Origin of the sequence: Mesorhizobium sp. M0139 (assembly GCF_040322455.1) — a bacterium.
In the GTDB taxonomy this organism is placed as follows: Bacteria; Pseudomonadota; Alphaproteobacteria; order Rhizobiales; family Rhizobiaceae; genus Mesorhizobium.
This window is the reverse complement of record NZ_JAMYTN010000013.1, coordinates 99,511-125,408: the sequence shown is the minus strand read 5'-3', so window position 1 is coordinate 125,408 and position 25,898 is coordinate 99,511. Positions and strand designations below refer to the sequence as shown.

Genomic DNA, 25,898 nt, shown 5'->3' with positions numbered 1-25,898 from the left:
TCAGGCAAAACCCGGGAAGTAGTCGACCTTTATCTTCGAGCGGCGAATGCCCATGGCCAGCAGCTTCTGACGCAGCGCCTTGACCATCGCCTGCGGGCCGGAAATGTAGAAAGTGCGCTCGAGATAGTCGGGTACGGCCAGACGTATCAGGCGCTCGTCAATGTAGCCGGGATACTGCCCGCGCTCGGCACCGCGCGCCACGGCGTGGACCGTCTTGATACCAAGTTCCTGCCTGGCCGCGCCAAGCACGTCGCGATATGCGATGTCCTGCTGTCCCTGCGTTCCGTAGAGGATGACGATCGGTCGCCGCTCTTTGCGATCGAGCAGATATTGCAGCATTGAGCGGAACGGGGTGATGCCGATGCCTCCGGCCAGGAACGCGATCTTGGTTTCACGCCGGGCGGGCAGCGTGAAGCTGCCGGCCAGTTGCGCGGCGTGGATCGTGCCGCCGGGCTTCATGTTCATCAGTTCGCGCTTGAAGGCGCTTGATTGCGGATAGAACTTGACGCCGAGGCGGACCGTTCCCTCCGTCGGCGCCGAGGCGACCGTGAAATAACGGCGGTTGCCGCGATTGTCGGCACGATCGAGGCCAAGCGTCCATTCGAGATACTGGCCGGCCTCAAAGGCGAGCTTGCGCGGTGACCGGAAAACAAAGTCATAGCTGTCGACGGCCGATTGCTCGATGCGTTCCAAAGTCAGCACGAAGCGTCCCTTCGGGCCTGCCGCGTAGGCAAACAGGTTGCCAGCCAGCAGGGCTAGTTCCGGTGTGAAATAGAACGAGCCGATATGGATGTTGGGAGCAAACAGAAAGCCGACAATCGCGGCAAAGGCAATGCGCGGCCAACGCATCGTCGGCGCCGTCAGCGGCTCGGTCAGCATCACAAAGGCAAAGAACAGCATGGGCGACGAACCCAGGGTCTCCGTAAGCGCGGTCCCGTACTGCGACGGATCGCTTGTTGCCAAAATGGTCGCCAGCGCCACGACAACAAAGGTCGACACAAGATCAAGCCGGCGCAGTTTCCGCACAATGAGCATGCCGCCGAAGAGAACAAGCGGAAGCAGCGGCAGGTTGCCGCCAACCCACCAGGTGGCCGGTTGGTCGAGCAGCAGCGCGGACAGCGCCACGCCCAGCGCAGCCGGATTGAAAAGGTGCTTTCGGCCGATGGTGAGAATGAATTTGGACGAAATCGCCCAGACGGCTGCGAATGCCACCGCCGCAATCCCCTTTATGTCAGTGACTGCTACCGGATCGAGAATGAGTGCCAGGATGAGTGCGGTGATATAGACGGACTCGTTGTTCGCCGGCACTGCAAAGACTTGCGCAAAGACCTTGTTGGTGATCCAGCAGGCGGCCAGCGCAAGCGCTGTCGTGAAGGCAAGCGCAATCGGATCATGTGGCACCAGCTTGACGAAGCCGAGCACAAACGCCGCCCCGACCAGCGCCATCAGATAGTAGAGGACCAGCCTGTACATTGTCAGGTGATCGAGGAAACGGTCGATGGTCTTGATCATGGCAGGCAAAGGGCTCCGAACCCGGTCGTCGGCGTAGCGCGGCCATTGGTGTCTATGACATAGCCCTCCATGCCAGGCGTCTGCTCGATGAAGAGAATGCCGTCCCGCCCCATGGCGAAGGCAGCGGTGGCGAAACGATCGGCTTCGAGCACATCGGCGCCGATCACGGTCAGGCTGACGATGTCTTGAATTGGACTGCCAATTGCATGCGGGTTGTAGATGTGTTGACCGCGGACATAGGTGCCGGAGGTCGCGACACCGCGGCCACGGGGATAGACGATCTTTACGATCTCGTGGCCGTTGAAGGGATTGCGGATGCCGACGCTCCAGTCCTGGCCCGAGCCATTCCTGCCGCCGGACTGGACGTCGCCTCCCGCCTCGATGAAGAAATCGCTGATACCGGCTCGCTGAACGATGGCTGCCGCGTTGCGGATGGCCCAGCCCTTGACGATGCCGGAAGGATCGAGCGAACCGTCGGGCTTGCGAATGTCGAAGTAGCCGTCCGTCTCGTCTTTCGTCTGCCGTGCGAGAGCAAACACTTCGGTCATCTCGCCGCTCCACTCGACGACGGGAATGTCGCCGCGGTTGATGGCTGTGATCTCGCTGTCGGCCCGGTATGTGCTGAAGCGCAGGTCGATATGCTCGAAATAGCCGAAGGCCGTGTCGATCAGCTCCCCGTTCGACGCGCCGCCGACATCGACCGTGATGGGCATGCCCATCAAAATCCGCGTTTCGCGCATGGACCTACGACGACGCTTGCTTCAGCGCGCCGCGAAGCGACTGGATGAAAGCCCTGCTGGTCAGCGTCGCTCCCGAAATAATGTCGACATTGGCGCTCTGTGCGCTGATCGCTTCGTCGCGCAGCATGGGCAGCGCCTGCCTGTTGATGCTGACGGAGGTGCGGCGGTCGGATGGATATTTCAGCACTTTCAGCGCTGTAAGCTGCCCGCCTTGTACGAGGGCCTGAATCTGGATGATGCCGTAGTAGGCATCGGCCGTGGGGCCGGTGTAGACGCCATCGGCATAGCCCTGTGCGGCGAGCTTCATGCCCACCCGGACGACACGTGCTGGTGCTTCCGGATATGCCGGCCTCGGCTGCGCGACTGGTATGTAGACGGGCGTTACGGCGAATGAAGGCGCTGACGACGCAGTATCTGTGACAGCCGGCGTCACTGGCTGCGCCGGCGGCATTGGTAACGGTTGTGGTGCCACTGGAACCACTGTCTGCTTGACTGGATCATTTGACCGTTCGGCGGGCGCTGCTATGCCAGCCGTCGTTTCCCTGGCGACCGGGAACCTTGTTCTGAACTGGGGTGAGGGCGCCGGCAAGGTCCGAAGCACCGGCGAAGCAGCAGCGGATGCCGGCTCTGTTGGCTGCACGGAAGGCGCTTCGGCTGCGTTGGCCGGCAGCGCTTCGCCAAGCATATCGTTCGCCGGTTCCTTGCCGGCCTGATCCCAGACATAAGCGCCAGAGGCGGCGATCACGAAAAGTGACAAGGCAATCTGTTTCATCGGAATTTTGTTTCCACGTTGAATCTCGCACGGCGATCCGTCTGGCCCGCTTCGGATGCAATATCCCACGACCAAGCTGACAACTGGCTGTCAGCCGAAGTCGAGCTGCGAGGGGCCCGTGAAAGCTCAAGGGAGGCGGCAAATTGACTTGTCCTGGATCAAGGTTGTCGCATAAGCAGCGTGGTAGGAAGGTTCTCTCAAGCGAGGTACTGCCTGTGACTGTTGCCAACGAGCCGACCGGATACTCCGGAACCCAGATAGTGCTGCATTGGACTATCGCAGTGCTGATCGTCCTTCAGCTTTTAATTGGCGAGGACATCAAGCCGGCTTACCGGGCATTCTCGCGCGGCACCGAGCCGGCAGCTGACGACATCTTCAACGCGAACCTTCATGTCTATGTCGGTTTGGCCGTTCTGGTGCTGGCCATCTGGCGGTTTGCGGTCCGTCTGCGGCATGGTGTACCGGCGGCGCCGCCCGAAGAAAGCGTCTGGCTGAAACGGATTGCCGCGGCCGCCCATTTCCTGCTGTATCTTTTCATTTTCGGGATGCCGATCACTGGGGCGCTGGCATGGTTCTTCAGCTTTCGAGCGATGGGTGAGATACACGAACTCGCCAAGCCGGTGATCATCATTGTCGTCGGCCTCCATGCCGTAGCGGCGCTGTGGCAACATTTCTATGTGAAATCGGATGTGCTGGTGAGGATGCTGCGACCCGCCGGACGGCGCGCGCCGTGATGTCATGAGCCGCCTGCACAGTGAAAACCATCTTGTATCGCGCATCGGCTGGCTGCGCGCCGCCGTGCTTGGCGCCAATGACGGCATCGTGTCGACGGCCAGCTTGATCGTGGGCGTCGCGGCGGCCAATGCAGCGGCCGCCAACGTTCTGGTGGCCGGCGTCGCCGGGTTGGTCGCCGGTGCGATGTCGATGGCGGCCGGCGAATATGTCTCGGTCAGTTCGCAGTCCGATACCGAGCGAGCCGACATCGACCGTGAGCGAGGCGAGTTGGCAACGCAGCCAGACTTCGAGCGACAGGAACTTGCAGACATCTATGTCAAGCGTGGTGTGGAGCAAACGCTCGCATTGCAGGTCGCCACCCAGTTGATGGCGAAGGATGCGCTTGGCGCCCACGCGCGCGACGAACTCGGCATTTCGGAAGTGACGACGGCGCGACCAATCCAGGCGGCGCTGGCTTCGGCGGCGGCATTTTCGGTTGGCGCGGCCATGCCGTTGTCAATGGTGTTCGTTTCACCAGCCGCGTGGCTTGCCGCAACCGTGTCTGTTGCCTCGCTCCTGTTCCTGGCGGTTCTCGGGGCCATTGGAGCCAAGGCGGGCGGCGCCAAGGTGTTGAGGGCAACTGTTCGCGTCACCTTCTGGGGAGCGCTGGCCATGGCGCTGACCGCCGGCATTGGCGCCGCGGTTGGTACCGCCATCTGATCCGCTTGTCCGGCGTTGATCTCTGTCGATGACCGAACACTTGTTCCTCGCGCAAAACAGTCCTGCTCAGAGAGCGGTTCAGCGCATTTGCTGTGAAGTTGCGTAAGCGCAACGAAGGCAGTCCGAGCCGGATTTATGAAGAGGGCTTCGCAAATCGCGGAGACGTCATCATGAAACAGCGCAGTTCGATCAAACCCGATACGGTCGTCGACGAAATCATGAGGAAATGGCCGGCAACGGTCGCTGTGGTGCTGAGACACAAGATGCTCTGCGTCGGCTGTCCGATAGGCACTTTCCATACGGTGACTGAGGCATGCCGTGAACATCAAGTCGATGAGGGCGACTTTCTCGTCGAACTCGAATTGGCCATTCGAGGAGAACGATGACGATCAGTCTTTTACCCGGTTCTCGGCCAGAACCACAAGGCGATGCGCATCTTTGACCGTGACTCTCTGGCGCCCGCTGACAATTATTCCGTTCTCTTCCCATTTGCTGAGGAGCCGGCTGACGGTGTGCAGCGTCGTTCCCGTCATCTCCGCAATGTCCTGCCTCGAAATCGGGAAGTCGATCTCTATGCCACTGTCGGTCTTTCGGCCGGTCTGGTTAGCCAGTCGCAGCAGCGCATGCGCAACCCGCTGCTCCACCTGTTCCGTGGACATCTCCACCACCCGCGTCTGCGTCTCCTGCAGCCTGCTTCCAACCGTCCTGTAGGTGGCTGCCCCAAACACGGGGAAGCGTCTCGACAGATCAGGCCATAGGGCGTTGGGCCAAGCCAGTACCACGCAGTCCACCGCCGCGATTGCGCTGGCGGGATAGGTCGTCCGGCCAAGGGCTGCGGCGACGCCAAAGATCTCGCCTTCGCTGATGTACCTGGCGATGACCTGCTGTCCATCCGGCGTGGTGCGGAAGACGCGTATGTGGCCAGAGATCAACACGAAGAACGAATGGGCCTCGGTTTCCTGCTCGAAGATCGCGGAGTCCTTGGCATAGCGTGACGATCTCGCGCTTTGGAGAAGCTCGCTCTGCTCGTCAGGGGTCAGTCCCTGGAAGAGCGGCAGCTTCGATATCAGCGATCGATCCAGCAGAACCAAGCGGATTTCCCCACGCCCCAGCGTTCAGGTCAGACCTTTCTTATCCCGAGTTTGCGCCAGCGCAAATTGTCTCGGGCCGCATCAAGCTAAATGGCATGGAACGGCGCAACGCCGCGAAGACGAAACAAAGGACAAATCGATGAAACTCACCATCCTCGCTGCCGCAATCTCCCTCTTGGCGCTCGCAAGCGGCGCAAGCGCTGAAGAGCATGTGGTGCAAATGCTCAACAAGGGCGAAAAAGGCGCAATGGTTTTCCAGCCGGCCTTCGTCCAGGCGGCACCCGGCGACACCGTCAAGTTCGTGCCGACCGACAAGACACACGACGCCGAGTCGATCAAGGGCATGCTTCCGGATGGCGCTGAGCCTTTCAAGGGCAAGCCCAGCGAGGAAATTACCGTCACGGTGACAAAGGAGGGCGTCTACGGCGTCAAATGCGCGCCCCACTACGGCATGGGGATGGTCGCACTGATCGTTGTCGGCAAGCCGGTCAATCTCGATTCCGCCAAGGCGGTCAAGCATCCTGGGAAGGCAAAAACGGTGTTCGCCGACCTGTTCACCCAGGTTCCTGCGAACTGACAGCAATCGATACAGGCATGCCTGCCGCAAAAAGGGCGGGCACGGGCCGGACGGACCGAGGGCGGCGGTTCATCCGGCCCTGTTCATTTGAGGATACAGTCATGGGGATTCCACGCCTGCAGGCCTACGCCGGGCCTGCATTTCTTTCCTACGGGTTCAGGCCCTTCTTTCTCCTCGGGTCGCTGTATGCTGCGCTCTCCATTCTGCTTTGGCTGCCGATGTATGCCGGCGAACTCGATGCCCACAGTGCGTTCGTTCCCGTCGACTGGCACATTCACGAGATGCTGTTCGGCTATCTGCCGGCGATCGTTACCGGGTTCCTGCTGACAGCCATCCCGAACTGGACCGGCCGGCTGCCCGTGCAAGGCCTGCCCCTGCTGGCGTTGGTGGTCCTGTGGCTTGCCGGCCGTGCCGCTGTCTTCGTCTCGGCGGATATCGGCTGGGTAGCGGCAGCCGTGATCGACGGTTCATTTCTGCTTGCTGTCGCAGCCGCTGCGGCACGCGAAATCATCGCAGGGCGGAACTGGCGCAATCTCAAGGTGCTGCTGCCGCTCGCCGTCCTGGCGTGCGCCAACGGTGCGTTCCATATCGAGGCCCACCTTCAAGGCACATCTGACATCAGTCGCAGGCTCGGCATGGCTGCGGCGATCATGTTCATCTCGCTGATCGGGGGGCGCATCATTCCAAGCTTCACCCGCAACTGGCTCGTCCGCGAAAATCCTGGGCGGCTGCCTGCGCCGTTCGATCGTTTTGACGTCGCCTCGATAGCCATCTCAGCCATTGCGCTGGCTGCTTGGACGCTCGCTCCCGACCACGAAGTGTCGGCAACGCTCGTGGCCGTCGCGGCAGTCTGCCAGGCATGGCGTCTGTCGCGTTGGGCTGGCGAACGCACGTTGCGGGATCCGCTGGTGCTGGTTCTGCATCTTGCCTACGCCTTCGTGCCGATCGGTCTTGCCCTGGTATCGGCGTCGATCTTCTTTCCCGATGCCGTGCCGGCGGCGGCAGGACTTCACGCGCTCGGGACTGGCGCGGTGGGCTCAATGACGCTTGCCGTGATGACCCGCGCGACGCTTGGGCATACCGGGCAAAAGCTCAAGGCTGGGAAAGGCGCCTCGTTCATCTTCGTGACCGTCCTTTTGGCGGGATCATTGAGAATCCTGGCCGCCTTTGTGCCCTATGGCGTGGTGATCGACATGGCCGGCACCGCATGGGTGGCGGCATTCGCAAGCTTCATCCTGATCTACGGAACCGCGTTGATGACGCCAAAGGCACAGTGAGGCGACGGGAGTGCAGGCGAAACACGATGGAGCGGACGCTGCTGTTTTTTCAGGCAATGCCGAGGTAGCCGAGGAAACGGTTCGCCCATCCTCGATGGTCCCGGACCAGCCTGAATCCAAGATTGTCGGGAGGTGTGCCAACGGCGCAGCCACCGCTTTTCCCGTCGCCGACGAAGTTCGACATGTACGCCCTGTGAAGCCCTTCAAGGACGTGGACGCCGCAATTGTCGACCGAACTCACGACATCGGTCCCGTCCGCAGCCAACGTGGTGCGGACATAGCAGGTCGAAGTCCACTCCCAGACGTTGCCGGAAAAGTCGGCGAGGCCTAAGGAATTCACACCAAAGGAGCCACGGCTCCTGGGCAAGGGGTCCGGTTTGCGATTGAGGTCCACCTCGGCCTTGTAGCTGGTGAGCCAACGCCTGGCGGGATTGTTGGTATCGTTTTCGACACCCTCAAATTCCCCTGCAAACCGCTCGGCCGCGGCAAACGCCCACTCCTCATCGGATGGCAGCCGCCAGTCGTCGCCTATCGCCTTCGAATACCATTGGGCGTAGGCATTGGCGTCGAGATAGCTCACTCCGGTAGCGGGAGCATCGGGCGCGATCGCGTGCGTCTCCTGTGCCGGCTGACAGCCGCCAGCCGCCACACAGCTCGCATAGTCTGACGCGCTGACCTGATAGGTCATGATTTCGATAGGTTTATTGAACTGTCGGCTGAGCCGCGGATTTGCTTGCGGGCGCCCATTCCTCAGGAACTCGCCCGGCAGGGGATATGTGATCGAACCGGGGACCAGGGTAACTGTCGTGGCGGCAGGGTAGGACTGTCGATGTCCGTTCCGGCCGATGGCAGACAAGCCCATCGGAACCGATGCAGCCGCCATGGCGACCGAGACAACCTTGACGATGAGAGGTGACATGGCTTTTGTCCATGCCCGGACAGCGACGCTGTCCGGGCAAATTGGAGTGCCGTCAGTTGGTGGCGATGGGTTTAGGCGCCTCGACCTGCGTCATCAGGTCGTCATCCCATTCGCCCTCCACCATGAAGTGAGCGGTCGCCCCGAGTTCCACAGCTTCGATCAGATTGTGGTTGACGTAAGCGTAGACACCGGGCTGCAGGAACGTATAGAGCGCCGAGCCTGCCGAGCCGCCGCGGATGAACCAGGTTTCCAGATCCTTGGCCGGCGGATTGGCGAATTTTCCTTGTTCCCAGACATAGTCACCGTGTCCACCGATGAGATGCGGCCGCGTATCGCGGTTGGCCTGCGAATGGACGATCAACACGGTCTCGCCGACCTTCGCCTTCATGGCGTTGTCGCCGGTCAGCGAACCGGCCCTGCCGTTGAACACCACATGCGTCGGGATCAGCCCGCGCATGACCTTGACGATGTCGTCGTAGCCGTCGCCTGCCGATTCATAGCTCTTGTAATTGCCCTTCTCATCGCGCGGAATATAGAAGTCGCTCTCGCCGATATAGAAGATCTTGTCGTATTTGACCGGCTCGCCCTTGTCGTTCCTGAGCCCGTCGCGCGGCAGCACCATGATGGCGCCATTCATGCCGGAGACGACGTGCCACGGGATCATCGGTCCGCCGGGAGCACAGTGATAGACGAAAGTTCCCGTTCGGGTTGCCTTGAAGCGCAGCGTCACCTGTTCGCCGGGATTGATCAAGGTGAGGGCGCCGCCGCCCAGCGCACCCGTCGCTGCGTGAAAATCGATGTTGTGGGCTAGCGAGTTGGTGTCGGGATTGATGAGCGTCAGCTCGACATAATCGTCTTGGTGGACGACCATCAGCGGGCCCGGGATCGAGCCGTTATAAGTCATTGCATTGAGCTGCGTCCCGTCGGCGTCGATGACCATCGGTTTCTCCTCGATCGTGATGGTGAATTCGACGATCTTCGGACCGCCTTTGGCGATCTGGTCGTGCGGATGCACAAAAGGCGGTGCCACGAGCTTGACCTTGTCGCGGGGAAGTCCTCGAATGTCTGCTTTCGTCACCGTTGCCGACAGTGCGGGCAGTGCCGCCACGGCGGCAGCGCCAATCGCTGCTCCGAAGAGGGCTTCGCGTCGCGTGATCATATCAATCTCCTATCTCAACCGTTGCGGATGAGCAGAAGCTAACTGACCTGACGCAGCGTTTCTTTGCGCTGGCGCAAATTGGTGAGTGTTAATTGGAGCAACAAACAGCCTCGACTGCGGCAATCTTGTGCGTCAAGAATGGTCGAGCAAGTCCCGCTCGGTTTCGAGCTTGGCGATGGACGGGCGTCTTCGCTGCCGACAGCGTGCTCGCCAACCATGACGGGCGCTATACGCTGGAGGAACTCGCCGACAGCCTCATGTCTAAGTGATGTGGGAAGGGAGCAGAACCCCAAGGGACGCTGCTTGGCGTCCCCGCTTTTTTCCGCAGCTATGAAACCATCACCGAGAGCGGATCTGTACGGAGGAAGAGGCTGTCCTTGACTTGTCCGACGCCGGCAACGTTCTCCGCCGCAACGATCGCGGCTTTCCGTTGACGCTCGTCGACAATCGCCCCGGTCAGTTCGACGACGCCGTCGCTGACCCTTACATCAATCAAGTCACCGCCGCCCCACGATTGTCCCTGCAGCTCGGCAAGTACGGCCTTGCGGATCAGGTCGTCATCGGGTGGCGTGGTGCCCTGTTTCGGCATGGCGCGGATCAGGACAGGCAGCAAATCAGTTCGCGTGATGATGCCGACGACCCTGTCCCGATCGACAATCGGCACATTGTTGATGCGGTGTTGCATCATCAAGTTGACAATCTGTGCAATTGAGGCGCCTGGAGACGCCGAAATGACGGCTGTGGTCATCACCTCATGGATGATCCGTCCGTTCGAGCGCGCATAGTCTTCGGCGACTGTGCCCGGGCCAAGATCAAACTCCAGCCAGCGCGGACGCACACGCTGGGTCCCAAGTTCTTCTCGGCGCAAGAAGTCGCTTTTGCTTACAATTCCAACGAGGGCACCGTCGCTGTCGGTTACCGGGAGGCAGCTGACTTTGTTTGAAAGCATGAGCTCGGCCGCTTCGGCGATCGTCGCGTTCGCATCCGTCGTGATGACTGCTTTCGTCATGATGGCTTCGGCTAGCATCCTTACCCTCCTGATCTTACGTCGGCCGACGATGGGACATCCCGACCCGCAGCGCTTTGATCTGAGTCACTTGGAGCGAGGAGCATTCTCCGCGCCGTCGTCGCGGTCGATTAGAATGCGCTCCGCAGCGCCATCGAGATCATCGTACTGGCCGCTTCTCAACGCCCACAGGAACCCGCCCAGGCCTAGCGCGCCAAGGAAGAGGGCGACCGGGATGAGGTAGGCAAGGGTCGTCATGAGGATCGCGAGAATTCGTTGACGCCGGATCCTCTGGAGGTCCGAACCACTTTCGCCGGCGAACCTGGCATGGAACGCCGCAAACGCATTGCATTGCCAATGACAAGCAGCGATGACGCCGACATGGCAATCGCCGCTATCAATGGCGTGACGTGCCCGAGAATGGCGATCGGCACGGCGACAGCATTGTAGACGATGGCGATCGCGATGTTCTGGCGGATCAGGTTTCCCGCGTTGCGCGAAACGTCCAGCGCCAGCGGAACCGCCATGAGGCTTTCGCGCAGGAAAACGAAGTCGGCTGCATTGCGGCCAATGTCGGCGGCGGTGGCCGGTGCGATCGAGACATGGGCCGCGCTCAGCGCCGGCGTGTCATTGAGGCCATCGCCGACCATCAAGACCTTATGTCCATCGCGTCTAAGGGACTCGATGCGTTCAACCTTGCCGGATGGCAGCAGACACGGAACGAAGTCGCCGACACCCAGCATTTTCGCAACATCCTGGCAGGCATGGGCGGTATCGCCTGACAGCATTTCCACCGCTATTCCAGCGTCGTTCAATTGCTGGACGGCAGCCCTGGCGTCGGCACGCAGCGCATCCTCGAAGGCGACGGTAGCAACAATCAGCCCATTCCTGGTCAAAACCGTTCCGCCATAGCCATGCTTGCCTTCGCCACCGGTCCGGGCTTTCCATCCCGCCCATCCGCGCCGACCCAGTCGCCAGGTGGTCCCGGCGTGGGTGGCTTCGATTCCGAACCCTGCATGCTCGCTGACGGTATCGAATGTGAGTTGCCCGCTAGAAGTGGCAAAACCGGAGATGGCCTTTGAAAACGGATGACGCGAATGTGCGGCCATGGTGGCCGCAATCATCAACATTGCCGGATCGATCGAGGCCGCGTTGACGAGCCGGGGCTGTCCGAGCGTGAGCGTGCCGGTCTTGTCGAACACAGCCGTATCGACCGTAGCCAGGCGCTCCATGGCCGACCCATCCTTGACCATGATGCCGTGGTCGAACAGGCGCCGCGCCGCGACCACCTGGACGATCGGCACGGCGAGGCCGAGCGCACATGGGCATGTGATGATCAGAACGGCAATAGCGATGGTGATCGCCCGGTGCCAGTCGCCAGTCACCGCCATCCAGCCTAGGAATGTCGCGAAGGCGGTGAGATGAACCACCGGGGCATAGAGCGCTGAAACACGATCGGCGATCCGGCGATAGTGGGCGCGACCGCCCTCCGCGGCTTCCATCAGCCGAACCATTTCTGCCAGGAACGAATCCTTCGCGGCGGCTGTGGCCTCGATCGTCAGCGGACCGGTAAGGTTGAGCACGCCGGCCTGCACAGTATCTTCTGGCGCCACGCTTCTGGGCGTGCTCTCGCCGGAGACCAGGGAGCAGTCGACGTCGGATGTCCCGCGCGCAATCCTGCCGTCGACAGGGATTCTTTCGCCGGCTGCAATAAGCAACTGCATCCCTGGTTCGATCTCGCCAACCGGCAAATAGTCGCGTGCGCCGTCGCCGCGCAACACCATGGCGCCGCGCGCGGCCAACTGCGACAGACTCTTCACCGCGGTGCGGGCGCGCTCGCGCATCACGTGATCGAGCGTGCGGCCGATCAACAGGAAGAACAGCAGCGATACCGACGCGTCGAAATAGGCGTGGTCGCCATGGGTGATCGTCTCATAGAGGCTCATGGCGTAGGCCAGCGACACGCCGACAGCGATCGGCACGTCCATATTCATGCGGCCGTGGCGCAGCGCAGTCCACGCCGACTTGAAGAAGATACCGCCGGCGAAGGCAAGGGCGGGAATGGCGATCAGCGCGGAGACCCAGTGGAACAGGTCGCGGGTGGCGCCCTCGGCGCCGGACCAGACCGACACCGAGAGCAGCATGATGTTGCCCGCCGCAAAGCCGGCAACGGCGACGGCGCGGATGAGCTCCGATAACGTCCTGTCCTTCGCATCGGTGTCGGCTTCGAACAGATGTGCCTGGTAGCCCAGGCGCCCGAGCACTGCGACCAATGGTGGAACCTCATCGCCGCGCCACTGGACCGAGACCCGCTTCGTTGAAAGGTTGACGCGGGCGGCCTGGACGTGATTGAGCTTTCCCAACGCGGTCTCGATCATCTGGATGCAGGCGCCGCAGTGAACCGTCGGTACCGACAGGTCGGTCTGATGAAGGTCATCGCCCAGCGACCGGCTCGCCAGCCTGACCTCCTGGCTTGACGGCAGGACCGAAGCGGGGCTGACCAGATCCAGCGCCATTTCAGCGCCCGGCGCGCAGCAGCTCATTTCAGCACCCCTTGGGAAATCATGACCCTGCGCACGTCGCGATAAGGTTTTGCCAGGCCGGCATCGGCGTCTATTTCGATGATCCAGACACCATCCCTTGGCACGTGTTGTGCTGCAAACTCCTGGCCAGAGACCAGGGCGAGCGTGACGGACTCATCCTCTTTCTCGTAAGCCGGATGGCGAAACAGCACCTTCACGCCATGCAGGGAAACCGGTTTGCCCGCGGCGTCGATGATGCGATAGCGGACTTCGCCCCATGCGATGGTCAACTGGCCGGTCCAGCCAAGCGCTGCCTGCGCACGGCCTTCCTCGGCCTTCTTGTTGAATTGCTGGCTCGCCACATAGGTATTTTCGACGACAAGGCCGGTCCAGCTTGTGTTGGCAAGCGTCGCCATCGTGAGATTGACCGCGATGACCACGCCGAAAAAGGCAAGGACGGTGGCCAACATGTGCCTGCCGGTGAACTCGCGGGGTTTTCGCGTGGTGGCGTTCATCTGGCGATCTCCGGCGCATTGAAGGTGGCGGTGTATTCGTTGGACTCGAAGCTGACCTTGTCTTCGACGCGGAATGTGAAGGTCTGCGCCTGGCGATTAATCTGATCGGCGGGCAGGCGCACGAAAACCTTCAGCATCTTCAGCCGGTCGGGTTCGACCTGGACCGCAAAGGAGCGATCGGCGGGGAGGTCGACGCCAACGATGCTCATCTCCGCGCCTGGCAAACCCCCGAGGGTGACGATAATCGTTCTCGGTTCGGGGATCATGTTCAAGAGCTTGACGGTATAGCCATTGCGGATCGAGCCGTCCGAGAGCGTCACGAATTGCGGGTTGCGGTCGTGCAGGACATTGATTTCGAGCCGGTCGCGCGTCAGCAGCGAAAAGAGCAGGCCCAGCCCGATCAGCGACCACATGGCCATGTAGACATAGGTTCGTGGCCGAAAGATCTTGTGGATATGGAAATGCGCCACCCTGTCCGAAAACACGCCGTCATCCGTCCTGACCAGCGACGGATCGACCGAGCTGGCGCCGCCGGCGGTGGCCAGCATCATGTTGGCGTTGTAGTCGGAGAGCGTCGCGTAGGAGATCAGTCCTCGCTCCTTGCCGAGTTTATCCATGACGCCGTCGCAGGCATCGATGCAGAGCGCGCAGGTGATGCATTCGAGTTGCTGACCGTCGCGTATGTCGATCCCCATCGGACAGACGGCGACACAGGCATTGCAGTCGACGCAATCGCCGACGGGATGCCCTGCGGCAAGAACCTTCTTGGCGTGACGGGTGCGCGGTTCGCCGCGCCAGTCATTGTAGGTGACGGTGAGCGAGCTCTCGTCGAGCATGGCTGCCTGGATGCGCGGCCAAGGGCACATATAGGTGCAGACCTGTTCGCGCATCAGCCCGCCAAACGTGTAGGTCGTCGCCGTCAGAACCGCGACGGTGATGTAGGCGACAGGCGCTGCCGTGCCGGTGAAGAGTTCGCCGACCAGCGTCGGCGCATCGGCGAAATAGAAGATCCATGCGCCACCAGTCGCTGCGGCTATGACCAGCCAGATGACGTGTTTCGATGCCCGCAGCACGAGCTTGCGGGTGGTCCATGGACCGGCATCGAGCCGCATGCGCGCGTTGCGGTCGCCCTCGATCGCGCGCTCGACGACCAGGAACAGATCGACCCATACGGTCTGTGGGCATGTGTAGCCACACCATGCACGGCCGACGGTTGACGTGATCAGGAAAAGACCGACGCCGGCCATGACCAGAAGGCCGGCGACATAGTAGAATTCCTGGGGCCATATCTCGATGAAGAAGAAATAGAAGCGCCGGTTGGCGACATCAAGCAGCACCGCCTGGTCGGGGGCAAACGGACCCCGATCCCAGCGCAGCCACGGCGTCAGATAGTAGATGCCCAGCGTGATCGCCATCACGATCCATTTAAATCGGCGAAAGCTGCCCGAGGCCCGCTTCGGGAAGATCTTCCTGCGCGCGGCATACATTGGCTGGCGCACCTTGGCGGAGTTGACCGCCTCAGCCTCGAGCCGTTCTACCTGCGTATTGTCCAGCACTGGTTTCTCCCGTCGCGCAACTCGTGATTTCGCCGGGGTAAATGTCCTGGCTGGTGCAGTCAGGTCAGCGAAATGCAGCGTGGATCGGATTGTGCCGCCGACCGGATGGCGCCGCGTTGATGCAGGTCAATCGCCGGGTACACGCAAACAGATCGAGGCCCGGCAGAGCCGGGCCTCGTCGCTTGGACGGTGAAGGGCAGGGAATAGGCCCCCGTTCCTATTCCCCACCGCCAAGCGAATGCACGTAAACCGCAAGTTCCTTGACCCTGGTTTCGCCCAGGCGCGCGCCCCAGGCCGGCATCACGCCCTGTTTCGGTGCGGTTACCTGGGCGGCGATGGCGGCTTCGCCCGATCCGTAGAGCCAGATGGCGTCGGTCAGATCAGGAGCGCCGAGTTCCTTGTTGCCCTTTGCATTGTCGCCATGACAGGCCACGCAGTTTTCGGCAAAGACCTTGGCGCCGGGCGCCACCAACACCTGATCGCTGACGGTTTGGGACAGGCTGGCAATATAGGCGCTGACCTGTTTGATCTGATCGGCAGTGATGATGTCGCCAAAGGCCGGCATTTCGGACAGGCGCGTATCCGGATCGGAGGCGAAGCGAATGCCATGTGTAACCGTCTGCTGGATCTGGTCCGCCTTGCCGCCCCACAGCCAGTCGTCGTCGTTGAGGTTGGGGAAGCCCTTGGAGCCCTGGGCGCCGGAGCCATGGCACTGGACGCAGTTGAGCTTGAACGCGGCACCGCCGGCGGCGACGGCGAATTCGCGCAGCGTGTCGTCCGCCGCGATCTCCGAAACACTTTTCGCTTCTATCGCGGCGACATATTTGCCCTTGGCTGCTTCAGCCTTGGACAACTCGTTCCCGACATCGCTGCGGCTGGAATAGCCGAGCACACCCTTGGTCGCCGTGTGCAGCAGAGGCCATGCCGGATAGACGATCGTGTACCCGATCGCCCAGACTATGGTGATGTAGAACGTCCAGACCCACCAGCGCGGAAGCGGGTTGTTGAGCTCCCGGATGCCGTCCCACTCATGACCGGTGGTTGAAACACCAGAGATTTCATCGATGTGCTCCTCGCTCATGATCACTCGTCCTCAAGGGGAATCCGGGCAGCTTCGTCGGCCAGCTTGCGGCTGCCGGGGCGCAGGGCAAAGATGATTGCGCCGACAAAAAACAGCGCCATGGCGACCAGACCCCAGCTGTCAGCGAACTCCCGCATCAAATTGTAATCCATGGACAAACCTCCTCAGCGGTAGCCGGCTGCTTCGTCGTAGTTCTTGAAATCGACCAACGTGCCGAGCATCTGGAGATAGGCGACCAGCGCGTCCATCTCGGTGACCTGTTGCGGGTTGCCGTCGAAGTCGCCGATCTTAGCCTTGGGGTAGCGGGCCTCGAGGCCGGATGTGTCGGCGTTGGGATCAGCCTGCGCCATCAAATCGGCATTGGCGTTAGCGATCATGTCGTCGGAGTAGGGGACGCCGACGCGCCTGTTGGCGACCAGATGCGTCGAGAAGTCCTTCACCGCGATCGGCTTGTCCTTCAGGAAGGCATAGCTCGGCATGATCGATTCCGGCACCACGGACCGTGGATCTGTCAGGTGATCCACGTGCCACAGGTTGGAATAGCGGTCGCCGACGCGGGCGAGATCAGGTCCGGTGCGCTTCGATCCCCACTGGAAGGGGTGGTCGTACATCGACTCGGCCGCCAGGCTGTAGTGGCCGTAGCGCTCGACCTCGTCGCGGAACGGGCGGATCATCTGGCTGTGGCAGAGGTAGCAGCCCTCGCGGACATAGATGTTTCGACCAGCAAGTTCGAGCGGCGAGTAAGGCCGCATGCCTTCCACCTTCTCGATCGTATTATCGAGATAGAAGAGCGGTGCGATCTCGACGATACCGCCCACGGTGACCACGAGAAGCGAACCGATGAGCAGAAGCGTGGCATTCTTCTCGATCAGCGCGTGTTTGTCCATCAAGCCCATTGTCTGGCTCCTTATTCGGCAGGCTGCAGGACGGGCAGGGCGCCCGGCATAGGTTCTTCTTCGCGCTGGTAGCCGAGGATGGTCATGGCGATGTTCCAGGCCATGAGCAGGGCGCCGGCCAGATACATGGCGCCGCCGATGGCACGCATGATGTAGTAAGGATGCATGGCTGCCACGGTTTCGGCGAAGGAGTAGACCAGGAAGCCCTGTTCGTCGTATTCGCGCCACATCAGGCCCTGCATGATGCCGGACACCCACATCACCGCGGCGTAGACGACGATGCCGAGCGTCGCCAGCCAGAAATGCCAGGTGACGAGCCTGAGCGAATAGAGGCGTTCACGGTTCCAGAGTCTCGGCACCATGAAGTAGATTGCGCCAAACGAGATCATGCCGACCCAGCCGAGTGCGCCGGAATGGACGTGGCCAATGGTCCAGTCGGTATAATGCGACAGCGAGTTGACCGTCTTGATCGACATCATCGGGCCTTCGAAGGTCGACATGCCGTAGAAGGCGATGGCTATCACCATCATGCGGATGATGGGATCGGTGCGCAGCTTGTCCCAGGCGCCCGACAGCGTCATCAGGCCGTTGATCATGCCGCCCCATGACGGCATCCACAGCATGATCGAGAACACCATGCCGAGCGTCTGCGCCCAATCGGGCAGGGCGGTGTAGTGCAGGTGATGGGGCCCGGCCCAGATGTAGAGGAAGATGATTGCCCAGAAATGGACGATCGACAGGCGGTAGGAATAGACCGGCCGGTTGGCCTGCTTGGGTACGAAATAATACATCATGCCGAGGAAGCCGGCTGTGAGGAAGAACCCGACGGCATTGTGGCCGTACCACCATTGCGTCAGGGCGTCCTGAACTCCGGAAAATGCAGAATAGCTCTTGGAGCCGAGAAAGGAGGCCGGCATCGATAGGTTGTTGATCACATGCAGCATCGCGATGGTCACGATGAAGGAAAGGTAGAACCAGTTGGCGACGTAGATGTGCGGTTCCTTGCGCTTCAGGATGGTGCCCAGAAACAGGATCAGGTAGGCGACCCAGACGATGGTCAGCCAGATGTCGACATACCATTCGGGTTCCGCATATTCGCGGCTCTCGGTGATGCCGAGCAGATAACCGGTCGCGGCCATGACGATGAAGAGCTGGTAGCCCCAGAACACGAACCAGGCGAGATCGCCACCGAACAGCCGGGCGCGGCATGTGCGTTGGACGACATAGAGAGACGTGCAAAGCAACGCGTTGCCGCCGAAGGCGAAGACGACGCCCGAGGTGTGCAGAGGCCGCAAGCGGCCGAAGTTGAACCAGGGCTGGATGTTGAGATCGGGATAGGCAAGCTGCAGCGCGATGACCACCCCGACCAGCATGCCAACCACACCCCAGAACATGGTGGCGATGGCGCCGTAGCGGATTGGACCATCCATGTAGGCGGACGGGTCGATCGGAGCGGCAGCTTCGAAACTCGTGTTGCGGAGGAGGATGGCGACAAAACCGAGCAGCACAAGAAACAGCACCCACATATGCTGCCGGAAGGGCTCGTCCACTCCGAAACCGGCGGCCACCAGGGCGGCAAAGGTAAAAAGGGCCAAAGCGAAGACTTGCGTGCCGAACTTCATGACCTGTCCCCGACTTCGGATTCCTGTGCGCGGACGTCAATCCGCCTGACACCAATCCAGCAGTCACGCGGCTGGCGCCTTGATCCATGTCAAAGCCATTTGATTTTGGATTGGGCAGCGTTGGATTTGCAAAGGATCGGGAGGCTGTCATTGAACAGGGAGAGGGAGCTGCGATCGTCGCTGTTCGAAACGAGCCGCGACAGATCGATGCCGATAGTTCGATCTGGCAGAGAAGCAGTCCCGGTTGCGCTCATGAAACGTGCGCATCTGGAAAAGCTGCAGCTCTGCGATGCCTTGGAAAAAATAGCCGACACCCTGCCCAGGGTCGATAGCCTGGCATGCCTGGCTGCGGCAAACGCGATCGTTCCGCTGTTGCGCAACATTCATCAATATGAGGAGACGGTGATCTTTCCGGCCTACGAGGCTGTTTTGACCGGCAGGGATGCCAACCTTGCTTCAACTCGTCGACTGCGCGCCGAACACGTGGAGGATGAATGCTTTGCCGGCGAAGTGACTGAAAATCTGTTAGCGATCGGCCATGGCGAGAGTGTTGAGAATGCCGAGGCTGTCGGCTTCATGCTGCGCGGCTTCTTCGAAAGCTTGCGCCGGCATATCGCCTTCGAACGCGAGCACGTCTTGCCGATGATCGGGGTCGATGGCGGTTAGGCGCCGGAGCGGCGTTCCAGCCGGCCCATGTTGTCCACCGTCACGTGCCGATTATTGTCGATCCGGATCACGCTGTCTGTTCGCAGCCTGGTCAGTTGGCGGCTGACCGTCTCGATCGTCAAGCCGAGAAAATCGGCGATATCGGCGCGGGTCAAAGGCAGGTCGAAGGTCGTCGACTGCGCCGCCGGGTCCAGCGTGGGATCGATGTTCCTGGCGATCATCAGGAGAAAGCTCGCCACCTTTTCCGAAGCACTCTTGCGCCCGAGCGTCACCATCCAGTCGCGGGCTTCGTCGAGTTCGTTGAGCGCTTGTTTGAGCAGACGATGCTCGATTTCCGGAGATTCCTTCATCATCCGCTCGATGGCGGCCTTTGGAAACGAACACACGGAAACCGCGGTTGCGGCTTCAGCGTTGATCGCGCTTTCCACCTTGAAGGGCCTGCCCAGAAAATCGGGGGCGAACTGGAGGCCGACAATCTGCTGGCGTCCGTCCGAAAGGCTCTTGGTCAGCTTCACAACGCCGGAAAGCACGTTCGAATAGCTGTCGACGGTCTCGGCGTCGCCAATCAGTTCTGTGCCCGGTTCAATTGTATGCCTCGATGAGGTTTTGGCCAGGCTTACCAATTGGTCGGGATCGAGCGCACCGCAAACGCCGCGGTGCCGTGCCTCGCAAGACTGGCAAAGCACTGGAATGCTGGAACTGTGAACGTCTTGGCGCACGGTCATCTTCATCGTCCGAGAGATTCCATCTGTCCAGAAGGTAGCATTGGCGCACAAAAGAACCTTGCGGCAGTTTGTCCGTGGGCGGCCTTGACCGAAATCAAGGCCGCTCGCGCCCAATGTGATCAGTGTCGCGCCATGCAAAGGGGATCGGATAGCGACATGCGGCCAGAATTAGTTGCCAGGCTCGGTGAGAACGTTCCACGCTACACCAGCTATCCGACCGCGCCGCATTTCCATCCAGGCGTTGATGCTGCCGTTTGTGGTGGCTGGCTGCAAGCGCTCAACGAGGGCGACGAAATCTCGCTCTATCTGCACATCCCATACTGCGACAAGCTTTGCTGGTTTTGTGCCTGCCATACCAAGCAGACACGCCATTACGAACCGGTGACGATCTATCTCCGCTCACTGCATGCCGAGATCGCTACCGTCGCCGGTCTTGTTGCAGGCAAAGGCCGTGTGCGTGCCGTCCATTTCGGCGGTGGTTCGCCGACGATGCTCAAGCCCGAAGATATGGTGGCGATGGGAACCGCCCTGCGCAAGAGCTTCGGCTTTCTTCCCAGCGCCACGATCAGCGTTGAAATCGAACCCAACGATATCGACGATGCCCGCCTCGATGCGCTTGCCGAAATCGGCATGACCCGTGCGAGCCTCGGCGTCCAGGATTTCGATCCGAAGGTGCAGAAGGCGATCAACCGCGAGCAGAGCTTCCTGCGGACCAAGACTGTCGTCGACGGCGTTCGTTCGCGCGGCGTCGAATCGGTCAATCTGGACCTGCTCTACGGTCTGCCGCACCAGACCAGGGAAAGCGTCGCTTCCACGGTTACGCAGGCACTGACCCTGGAACCGGATCGGATCGCACTGTTTGGCTATGCGCATGTACCGTGGTTCAAGAAACATCAGACGATGATCGACGAGGCCTGGTTGCCGGGTCCCGCGGAGCGATTTGCCCAGTCGCAACTGGCAGCACGGGCGATCGTGGACCAGGGATACGAGGCAATCGGGCTCGACCATTTCGCCAAACCGGGCGACGCGTTGGCGCTTGCGGCCCGCGCCGGGACTTTGCACCGGAACTTTCAGGGCTACACGGACGATTGCTGCGAAACCTTGATCGGGCTCGGCCCGTCATCCATTAGCCAGTTTCGGCAAGGCTATGCGCAGAACATGCCTTCAACCAGCGAATATAGACGCATGGTTGATGACGGTGGACTGGCCGCTGTTCGGGGTATCGCCCTTTCCGCCGACGACCGCGTTCGCGGCTGGATCATCGAGCGGCTGATGTGTGATTTCGCCTTCTCGGCGATCGAGCTGGTGGAGCGCTTTGGCGAAGCCGGCCAAAGTCTTCTCGGCAAGGCAAGTGCGACAGCCCTTCATGATCCTGCGCGGTTGCTCGAGCTCGATGGCGACAGTTTCGTCGTGCCGGCGGAAAGTCGGCCCTTTGTCAGAAGCATCGCGGCAAAGTTCGACAAGTATTTCGAAACCGGCAAAGCCAGGCATTCGGCGGCGGTCTGAGCATTGGCTCCTGTCAGAAATGTTCGCCGGCCTTGAACGGGCCAATGCGGGTGCCTGCCGCGATCAGATAGGCGGTCGACCAGCCAATCAGAAGAAATCCGTTCACGCCTTCAAGCGCCGCCAGGACACGCCATGCGTGGGCCGGCACGATGTCGCCGTAGCCAACCGTCGAGAAGGTGATGGTGGAAAAGTACAGGGCGGTTTCGAAGTCGGCGAAGATATCCAGCAACCGGTATAGTCCTGCCCAGAGCCACACCTCCGCTGTCATAACGGCAAAGAGCCCCATGACCACGCTGATCATCGCAATGATGCGGCTGCGGCGCCCGTGCATGCGAAACCGGGCGACCAGGTGTCCCATCGCATGGGTAACGGCGATCAGACCAAATGTGTGTATGAGAACGGTCAGGCTTATGGCGATGGTGCCGATGAGCAGATTAAGGATCATGCGCTGACCGTACCGATGATCATCGTTGTTTTCATTGTGCAGGATCAAGTTCGATAAACCGATCTGTGGATTCTTCAGGCACGTACCGGCGAGGGGAGTATGTGATCGTCAATTAACGGCACACCAAGCGAGCACCGGGCACGCACTCGAGCTCTATCGAGCTCGATCAGCTCCCAACGGGTGTCAAAAGTGCTATTCAAAAACCAAAATGCTGCTGCTGATTTTATGGTGGGTCCAATGGTCGGTCTGGAACAAAATCAGAATTAAGCTGTTGTTTCAAAAAGATAATGTCAGAGAAATGGCGGAGGGAGTGGGATTCGAACCCACGGTGGGCTTGCACCCACGCCGGTTTTCAAGACCGGTGCCTTAAACCGCTCGGCCATCCCTCCATCGTGATTTTTCAATCATTCAGGAACATCAACCGACCCAGTGAACGACAGTTGGTATCGAATGATACCTATGCTTCCGGACCAGCTTGCGGTTCATTTCTCTAGAGCGTTGCCCAGCGCCAAGTCAACCATCGGCGCTGCCATGGATAATAGGGGGTGGCGTTCGGTGCCCGAACGGAGCTGCGAGCCCGTTTCTTTCGAGCGCAAGGGCTCTAATTGCGATCCTTGCTGCCGACCTGCACCAGTTGCAGAAGGCCCAGCACGACAAGTGCGAGCACAGTTGCCAAAGCCGCGATCTGCCAGAACCCGAGCCCAACCGCCAGGCCTATGGCGCCTGCCAGCCACATGCCCGCCCCGGTGGTAAGCCCTTGAACCTCGCCCTTGGAGAAGAAGATCAAGCCCGCGGCCAGAAATGCCACGCCGGCAGTCGTGGCTTCGATCAAGCGGATAGGATCAATGGCGATTTCCTGACCATCGAAGACGTGAAGATGAGTAATCTCGATCGTGAGGATAGCAATTAGAGCCGTCGCAACACAGACCAGGATGTGTGTCCTCAATCCGGCCGGTCGGTTACGCCATTCGCGTTCGATCCCAACGATGGAGCCAAGGACGGCCGCGAGCAAAAGCCTGGCTGAAATTACGGAAAAGGGCAGCCACGTCTGTTGCCCGAAACGTTCAATGAATTCATCCATGAGGCGCAGAACGTATCTCGGGTCGGTCGGTTCCAGGCAGCCGCGCTTCATGCCGTAGATTCACATTCAGGCTCCAAGGGCCTGGGGCTAGGTCTCGGATGCCTCTCCACAGGCCCGACCGACCCAAGAACTCCGCCACATTCCTGCCCGGTTCCGGACACAATCGATTAATACGCTGATAAACAATTCCTGCGCACAAGGGATGGGGATTGGCGCGTCGCAGGCATTGCTCATCTGGCTCCGCCGAAATTCTAGAAGCGGCGCCTGTGTCGAGACGGTAGGGGACATCGGAAAACATGCAGACCACGACGCATCGGCGTCTTCGTCGCGCTCCTGCTTTGGTGTTGTGCGCTCTTTCGGCTGCGTTGCTGGCCGCGTGCGCGTCGCCGCAGTCCGAGCCGAAAGCCATGGTCTACAAGAAGCCTCGCTCGAAGGAATATTTTGCCGAGACCGAATACGGTGTGAAGGCCAGCCCGCGCGTTCAGTACATGCGGCGCGGCGGCGGCCGCGACCAGTTGGGCAAGCCCTATCAGGTGCGCGGCAAGTGGTATTACCCCAAGGAAGACAAGCGCTACGCCAAGGTCGGTCTCGCCTCCTGGTATGGCGATGCCTTCCACGGTCGTCTCACAGCCAATGGCGAAGTCTACGACATGACCCATCTGACGGCGGCGCATCCGACCATGCCGCTGCCAAGCTACGCCCGTGTCACGAACACCGAGACCGGAAGCTCGGTCATCGTGCGCGTCAACGACCGCGGCCCCTATCATGAGGGACGCATCATCGATGTCTCGGAACGCGCCGCGCAAATGCTCGACTATGCCAAGGTCGGCACGGCCAGGGTCAAAGTGGAATATATCGGCCGCGCGCCGCTCGACGGCGACGACGACCAATATCTGGTCGCCTCCTATCGCCCGGGCAACAACCGCCCGGACCAGTCCGATGGCTTGCCGACCGGCGTCATGGTGGCGATGAACGGACCTTCGCCGAGCCTATCTGTTGGCGCACCACCTGCCGTAGTGCCGTTTCCTGGTCAGTTGACGAATTCCGACACACAGCCAGTGATGTCGATGCAGGCACCGGCCTCAAGCGATGTGACGCTGCCTGAATTCGGGCCGATCGTGCCTCAGCGCCCGGAATCGCCCTTTGCCATGGCTTCGCTCTCCTATGCGGATGAGCGCGTACAGCGCGCCGACGTCTTTGCAGCGCTTGACGGCCAGGGCATGTCGCCAGCCGACATCCTGCAATCGTGGAAGAAATCCAACCCGCAGGCATCGCCTGCCGTTTCCGACTATGTCGCCGCCGGCTCCTTCGACGATGCTGCCGAGGCAAAGCGGGTGGCTGCGGCTCTCGAACCGTTCGGCAGGACCGAAATCCAGAGCACCGAACTCGACGGCAATGACTGGTACGCGGTCAATCTCTATCCGGATGGCCATGGCAATGTCGACGACCTCTTGCGCGCGGCATGGTCGCATGGCGCGCCGGACGCGCTGGCTGTGCGCAACTGACCAACAAAGGCACGCCGGTTTTGTCATTGCGCGGTTGATCCGCCGGGAAGAAGCCTGATAGCGTTGCGGCAAGTTTCTGCCGGCTAACAGTCGAGCCTCTTCATGCGATTTCGCCTTTTCCACCCTTTTGCCGGGCTTTTTGGCCTTGGCTTCTTGCTTGCCGCGCTGGTTCCGGCCAACGCGCAGCTTTTTGAGACCAAGGCCACGCAGGCATTCATGATCGATGCCGAGACAGGCACGGTGCTGTTTTCCAAGGATGCAGATCAACCGATCCCGCCGGCCTCGATGGCCAAGCTGATGACCATGGAGATGGTCTTCAACGCCATCAAGTCGAAGCGCATGAGCCTCGACGACACCTTCGTGGTTTCGGAAAATGCCTGGCGCAAGGGCGGTGCGCCTTCGGGAACGTCGACCATGTTTGCCAAGCTCAAATCGGCGATCCGGGTCGAGGATCTGATCCAGGGGGTCACCATACAGGCCGCCAATGACGGCTGCATGGTGCTGGCCGAAGGCATGGCCGGTTCGGAAGAGAATTTCGCGGCGCAGATGAACGATCGCGCCCGCAAGATCGGGCTCGCGAAATCGACATTCGTCAATTCGACTGGCCTGCCGGCCGACGGCCAGCAGACGACGGTGCGCGAACTGGCGCAGCTTGGCCTGCATATATGGCGCGAATATCCGGATCTCTATCTCTATTACGGCCGGGCCGATTTCACCTGGAACAAGATCTCGCAAAAGAACCGCAACCCGTTGCTGGCCATGGGCATCGGTGCCGATGGGCTGGCGGTCGGGTCGAGTGAGGCGGGCGGTTTCGGCATCGTCGGCTCGGTCAGCCATGACGGGACCAGGGTGTTCGCGGCGATGAGCGGATTGGCCAATGATCGCGAGCGCGCCGAGGAAGCGCGCAAGCTGCTCGAATGGGGCGTCCGCTCCTTCGAGAAGACCGAGATTTTCGCCAGCAACGAAGTGGTCGGCGAGGCACAGGTGTTCGGCGGCGCCAAATCCAGCGTAGCGCTGAAGGCAAAGGCGCCGATCGACGTCCTGCTGCCGATCGCCAACCGCGACAAGCTGACCGCCAGGATCGTCTATCAGGGGCCGGTATCGGCGCCGGTGGAGGAGGGGCAACCCGTCGGCGCGCTGCGCGTCTGGATCGGCGATACGCTGAGCCAGGAAACGCCGCTTTTCGCCGCCGAATCGGTCGGCGTCGGCACACTGCCGCAACGCGCGTTTGATGCCGCCAGGGAACTGGCCGTAGGCTGGCTGCGTTGAGTTCCTGCGGCGTGGACCTTTT

27 protein-coding genes and 1 tRNA gene are annotated in these 25,898 nt (G+C 60.9%); 9 read left to right on the top strand and 19 right to left on the bottom strand.

What is annotated here, in order from left to right; genetic code table 11:
- From NKJ58_RS22690 to NKJ58_RS22680, 3 genes are read right to left on the bottom strand one after another with little or no spacing between them, the layout of a single operon-like run.
- Entirely contained in the window at positions 1 to 1,512 is a 1,512-nt protein-coding gene (locus NKJ58_RS22690; protein ID WP_352812880.1) for an RnfABCDGE type electron transport complex subunit D, read from the bottom strand.
- A complete protein-coding gene (locus NKJ58_RS22685; RefSeq protein WP_352519471.1) occupies positions 1,509 to 2,225 on the bottom strand; it encodes an FAD:protein FMN transferase in 717 nt (238 codons plus the stop codon). The genes NKJ58_RS22690 and NKJ58_RS22685 overlap by 4 nt, the downstream gene beginning before the upstream one ends.
- 31 nt (positions 2,226 to 2,256) lie before the next feature.
- On the bottom strand, positions 2,257 to 2,559 hold the full coding sequence (locus tag NKJ58_RS22680) for an FMN-binding protein (RefSeq protein WP_023830191.1): 303 nt from the start codon (positions 2,557 to 2,559) through the stop codon (positions 2,257 to 2,259).
- A 680-nt stretch (positions 2,560 to 3,239) separates the two neighbouring features.
- Between NKJ58_RS22680 and NKJ58_RS22675 the strand changes: the two genes are divergently transcribed.
- The 3 genes from NKJ58_RS22675 (at position 3,240) to NKJ58_RS22665 (ending at position 4,844) form a co-directional block, all read left to right on the top strand.
- On the top strand, positions 3,240 to 3,758 hold the full coding sequence (locus NKJ58_RS22675; protein ID WP_031203602.1) for a cytochrome b: 519 nt from the start codon (positions 3,240 to 3,242) through the stop codon (positions 3,756 to 3,758).
- 4 nt (positions 3,759 to 3,762) lie between these two features.
- The gene (locus tag NKJ58_RS22670) at positions 3,763 to 4,458 is read left to right on the top strand and encodes a VIT1/CCC1 transporter family protein (protein ID WP_352519469.1); all 696 of its coding nucleotides are present in this window, start codon (positions 3,763 to 3,765) and stop codon (positions 4,456 to 4,458) included.
- 170 nt (positions 4,459 to 4,628) lie between these two features.
- The gene (locus NKJ58_RS22665) at positions 4,629 to 4,844 is read left to right on the top strand and encodes a DUF1858 domain-containing protein (protein WP_023689273.1); all 216 of its coding nucleotides are present in this window, start codon (positions 4,629 to 4,631) and stop codon (positions 4,842 to 4,844) included.
- A 3-nt stretch (positions 4,845 to 4,847) separates the two neighbouring features.
- On the opposite strand, the gene NKJ58_RS22660 is transcribed toward NKJ58_RS22665, so the two are convergent.
- A complete protein-coding gene (locus tag NKJ58_RS22660; RefSeq protein WP_023830196.1) occupies positions 4,848 to 5,549 on the bottom strand; it encodes a Crp/Fnr family transcriptional regulator in 702 nt (233 codons plus the stop codon).
- Between the two features lie 139 nt (positions 5,550 to 5,688).
- Between NKJ58_RS22660 and NKJ58_RS22655 the strand changes: the two genes are divergently transcribed.
- Both NKJ58_RS22655 and NKJ58_RS22650 read left to right on the top strand, forming a co-directional pair.
- Positions 5,689 to 6,126, top strand: a complete 438-nt coding sequence (locus tag NKJ58_RS22655) for a pseudoazurin (protein WP_023835434.1) — start codon at positions 5,689 to 5,691, stop codon at positions 6,124 to 6,126.
- A 101-nt stretch (positions 6,127 to 6,227) separates the two neighbouring features.
- Positions 6,228 to 7,403 carry an NnrS family protein gene (locus NKJ58_RS22650; protein ID WP_023689270.1) on the top strand — a complete coding sequence of 392 codons (1,176 nt, stop codon included), beginning with the start codon at positions 6,228 to 6,230 and terminating at the stop codon, positions 7,401 to 7,403.
- A gap of 49 nt (positions 7,404 to 7,452) precedes the next feature.
- Here the strand turns inward: NKJ58_RS22650 and NKJ58_RS22645 are convergent, their stop codons facing one another.
- The 11 genes from NKJ58_RS22645 to ccoN all read right to left on the bottom strand — a co-directional run bounded on the left by NKJ58_RS22645 (position 7,453) and on the right by ccoN (position 18,679).
- The gene (locus NKJ58_RS22645) at positions 7,453 to 8,322 is read right to left on the bottom strand and encodes an SUMF1/EgtB/PvdO family nonheme iron enzyme (protein WP_023689269.1); all 870 of its coding nucleotides are present in this window, start codon (positions 8,320 to 8,322) and stop codon (positions 7,453 to 7,455) included.
- A gap of 52 nt (positions 8,323 to 8,374) precedes the next feature.
- Positions 8,375 to 9,481: a copper-containing nitrite reductase gene (gene nirK, locus NKJ58_RS22640; protein ID WP_023689268.1), complete on the bottom strand. Its 1,107-nt coding sequence runs from the start codon at positions 9,479 to 9,481 to the stop codon at positions 8,375 to 8,377.
- 328 nt (positions 9,482 to 9,809) lie between these two features.
- Positions 9,810 to 10,508 (bottom strand): CBS domain-containing protein, encoded by a 699-nt coding sequence (locus NKJ58_RS22635; protein WP_023689267.1) that lies wholly within the window; start codon positions 10,506 to 10,508, stop codon positions 9,810 to 9,812.
- A gap of 66 nt (positions 10,509 to 10,574) precedes the next feature.
- On the bottom strand, positions 10,575 to 10,745 hold the full coding sequence (gene ccoS, locus NKJ58_RS22630) for a cbb3-type cytochrome oxidase assembly protein CcoS (RefSeq protein WP_023835431.1): 171 nt from the start codon (positions 10,743 to 10,745) through the stop codon (positions 10,575 to 10,577).
- Positions 10,742 to 13,030, bottom strand: a complete 2,289-nt coding sequence (locus NKJ58_RS22625; RefSeq protein ID WP_352519468.1) for a heavy metal translocating P-type ATPase — start codon at positions 13,028 to 13,030, stop codon at positions 10,742 to 10,744. The genes ccoS and NKJ58_RS22625 overlap by 4 nt, the downstream gene beginning before the upstream one ends.
- Positions 13,027 to 13,524 carry a FixH family protein gene (locus NKJ58_RS22620; protein ID WP_023685548.1) on the bottom strand — a complete coding sequence of 166 codons (498 nt, stop codon included), beginning with the start codon at positions 13,522 to 13,524 and terminating at the stop codon, positions 13,027 to 13,029. Before NKJ58_RS22620 ends, NKJ58_RS22625 begins: the two co-directional genes overlap by 4 nt.
- Positions 13,521 to 15,080, bottom strand: a complete 1,560-nt coding sequence (ccoG, locus tag NKJ58_RS22615; protein WP_352519467.1) for a cytochrome c oxidase accessory protein CcoG — start codon at positions 15,078 to 15,080, stop codon at positions 13,521 to 13,523. The genes NKJ58_RS22620 and ccoG overlap by 4 nt, the downstream gene beginning before the upstream one ends.
- Positions 15,081 to 15,297: 217 nt before the next feature.
- A complete protein-coding gene (ccoP, locus tag NKJ58_RS22610) occupies positions 15,298 to 16,161 on the bottom strand; it encodes a cytochrome-c oxidase, cbb3-type subunit III (protein ID WP_352519466.1) in 864 nt (287 codons plus the stop codon).
- 2 nt (positions 16,162 to 16,163) lie between these two features.
- Positions 16,164 to 16,313, bottom strand: a complete 150-nt coding sequence (locus NKJ58_RS22605; protein ID WP_023673929.1) for a CcoQ/FixQ family Cbb3-type cytochrome c oxidase assembly chaperone — start codon at positions 16,311 to 16,313, stop codon at positions 16,164 to 16,166.
- 12 nt (positions 16,314 to 16,325) lie between these two features.
- Entirely contained in the window at positions 16,326 to 17,057 is a 732-nt protein-coding gene (gene ccoO, locus NKJ58_RS22600; RefSeq protein ID WP_031215651.1) for a cytochrome-c oxidase, cbb3-type subunit II, read from the bottom strand.
- 11 nt (positions 17,058 to 17,068) lie between these two features.
- On the bottom strand, positions 17,069 to 18,679 hold the full coding sequence (gene ccoN, locus NKJ58_RS22595) for a cytochrome-c oxidase, cbb3-type subunit I (protein ID WP_286456209.1): 1,611 nt from the start codon (positions 18,677 to 18,679) through the stop codon (positions 17,069 to 17,071).
- Between the two features lie 252 nt (positions 18,680 to 18,931).
- Between ccoN and NKJ58_RS22590 the strand changes: the two genes are divergently transcribed.
- Complete coding sequence (locus tag NKJ58_RS22590) at positions 18,932 to 19,345, top strand: hemerythrin domain-containing protein (RefSeq protein WP_023686750.1); 414 nt, start codon at positions 18,932 to 18,934, stop codon at positions 19,343 to 19,345.
- On the opposite strand, the gene NKJ58_RS22585 is transcribed toward NKJ58_RS22590, so the two are convergent.
- Positions 19,342 to 20,070 carry a Crp/Fnr family transcriptional regulator gene (locus tag NKJ58_RS22585; protein WP_352519485.1) on the bottom strand — a complete coding sequence of 243 codons (729 nt, stop codon included), beginning with the start codon at positions 20,068 to 20,070 and terminating at the stop codon, positions 19,342 to 19,344. The two genes, NKJ58_RS22590 and NKJ58_RS22585, sit on opposite strands and share 4 nt — an antisense overlap.
- A 156-nt stretch (positions 20,071 to 20,226) precedes the next feature.
- On the opposite strand from NKJ58_RS22585, the gene hemN reads away from it, so the two are divergent.
- Positions 20,227 to 21,576 (top strand): oxygen-independent coproporphyrinogen III oxidase, encoded by a 1,350-nt coding sequence (gene hemN / locus NKJ58_RS22580; RefSeq protein ID WP_352519465.1) that lies wholly within the window; start codon positions 20,227 to 20,229, stop codon positions 21,574 to 21,576.
- A 13-nt stretch (positions 21,577 to 21,589) separates the two neighbouring features.
- Here the strand turns inward: hemN and NKJ58_RS22575 are convergent, their stop codons facing one another.
- From NKJ58_RS22575 to NKJ58_RS22565, 3 genes are all read right to left on the bottom strand, one after another.
- Positions 21,590 to 22,069 carry a potassium channel family protein gene (locus NKJ58_RS22575; protein ID WP_352519464.1) on the bottom strand — a complete coding sequence of 160 codons (480 nt, stop codon included), beginning with the start codon at positions 22,067 to 22,069 and terminating at the stop codon, positions 21,590 to 21,592.
- Positions 22,070 to 22,320: 251 nt separating this feature from the next.
- A tRNA-Ser gene (locus tag NKJ58_RS22570) sits at positions 22,321 to 22,410 on the bottom strand.
- Positions 22,411 to 22,622: 212 nt separating this feature from the next.
- Positions 22,623 to 23,153, bottom strand: a complete 531-nt coding sequence (locus tag NKJ58_RS22565) for an MgtC/SapB family protein (protein ID WP_488377180.1) — start codon at positions 23,151 to 23,153, stop codon at positions 22,623 to 22,625.
- A 245-nt stretch (positions 23,154 to 23,398) separates the two neighbouring features.
- Here NKJ58_RS22565 and NKJ58_RS22560 point away from each other — a divergent pair, with 245 nt between their 5' ends.
- Complete coding sequence (locus NKJ58_RS22560) at positions 23,399 to 24,607, top strand: septal ring lytic transglycosylase RlpA family protein (protein WP_352853838.1); 1,209 nt, start codon at positions 23,399 to 23,401, stop codon at positions 24,605 to 24,607.
- A 102-nt stretch (positions 24,608 to 24,709) separates the two neighbouring features.
- A complete protein-coding gene (locus NKJ58_RS22555) occupies positions 24,710 to 25,876 on the top strand; it encodes a D-alanyl-D-alanine carboxypeptidase family protein (RefSeq protein ID WP_023805221.1) in 1,167 nt (388 codons plus the stop codon).
- Positions 25,877 to 25,898: the final 22 nt, after the last annotated feature.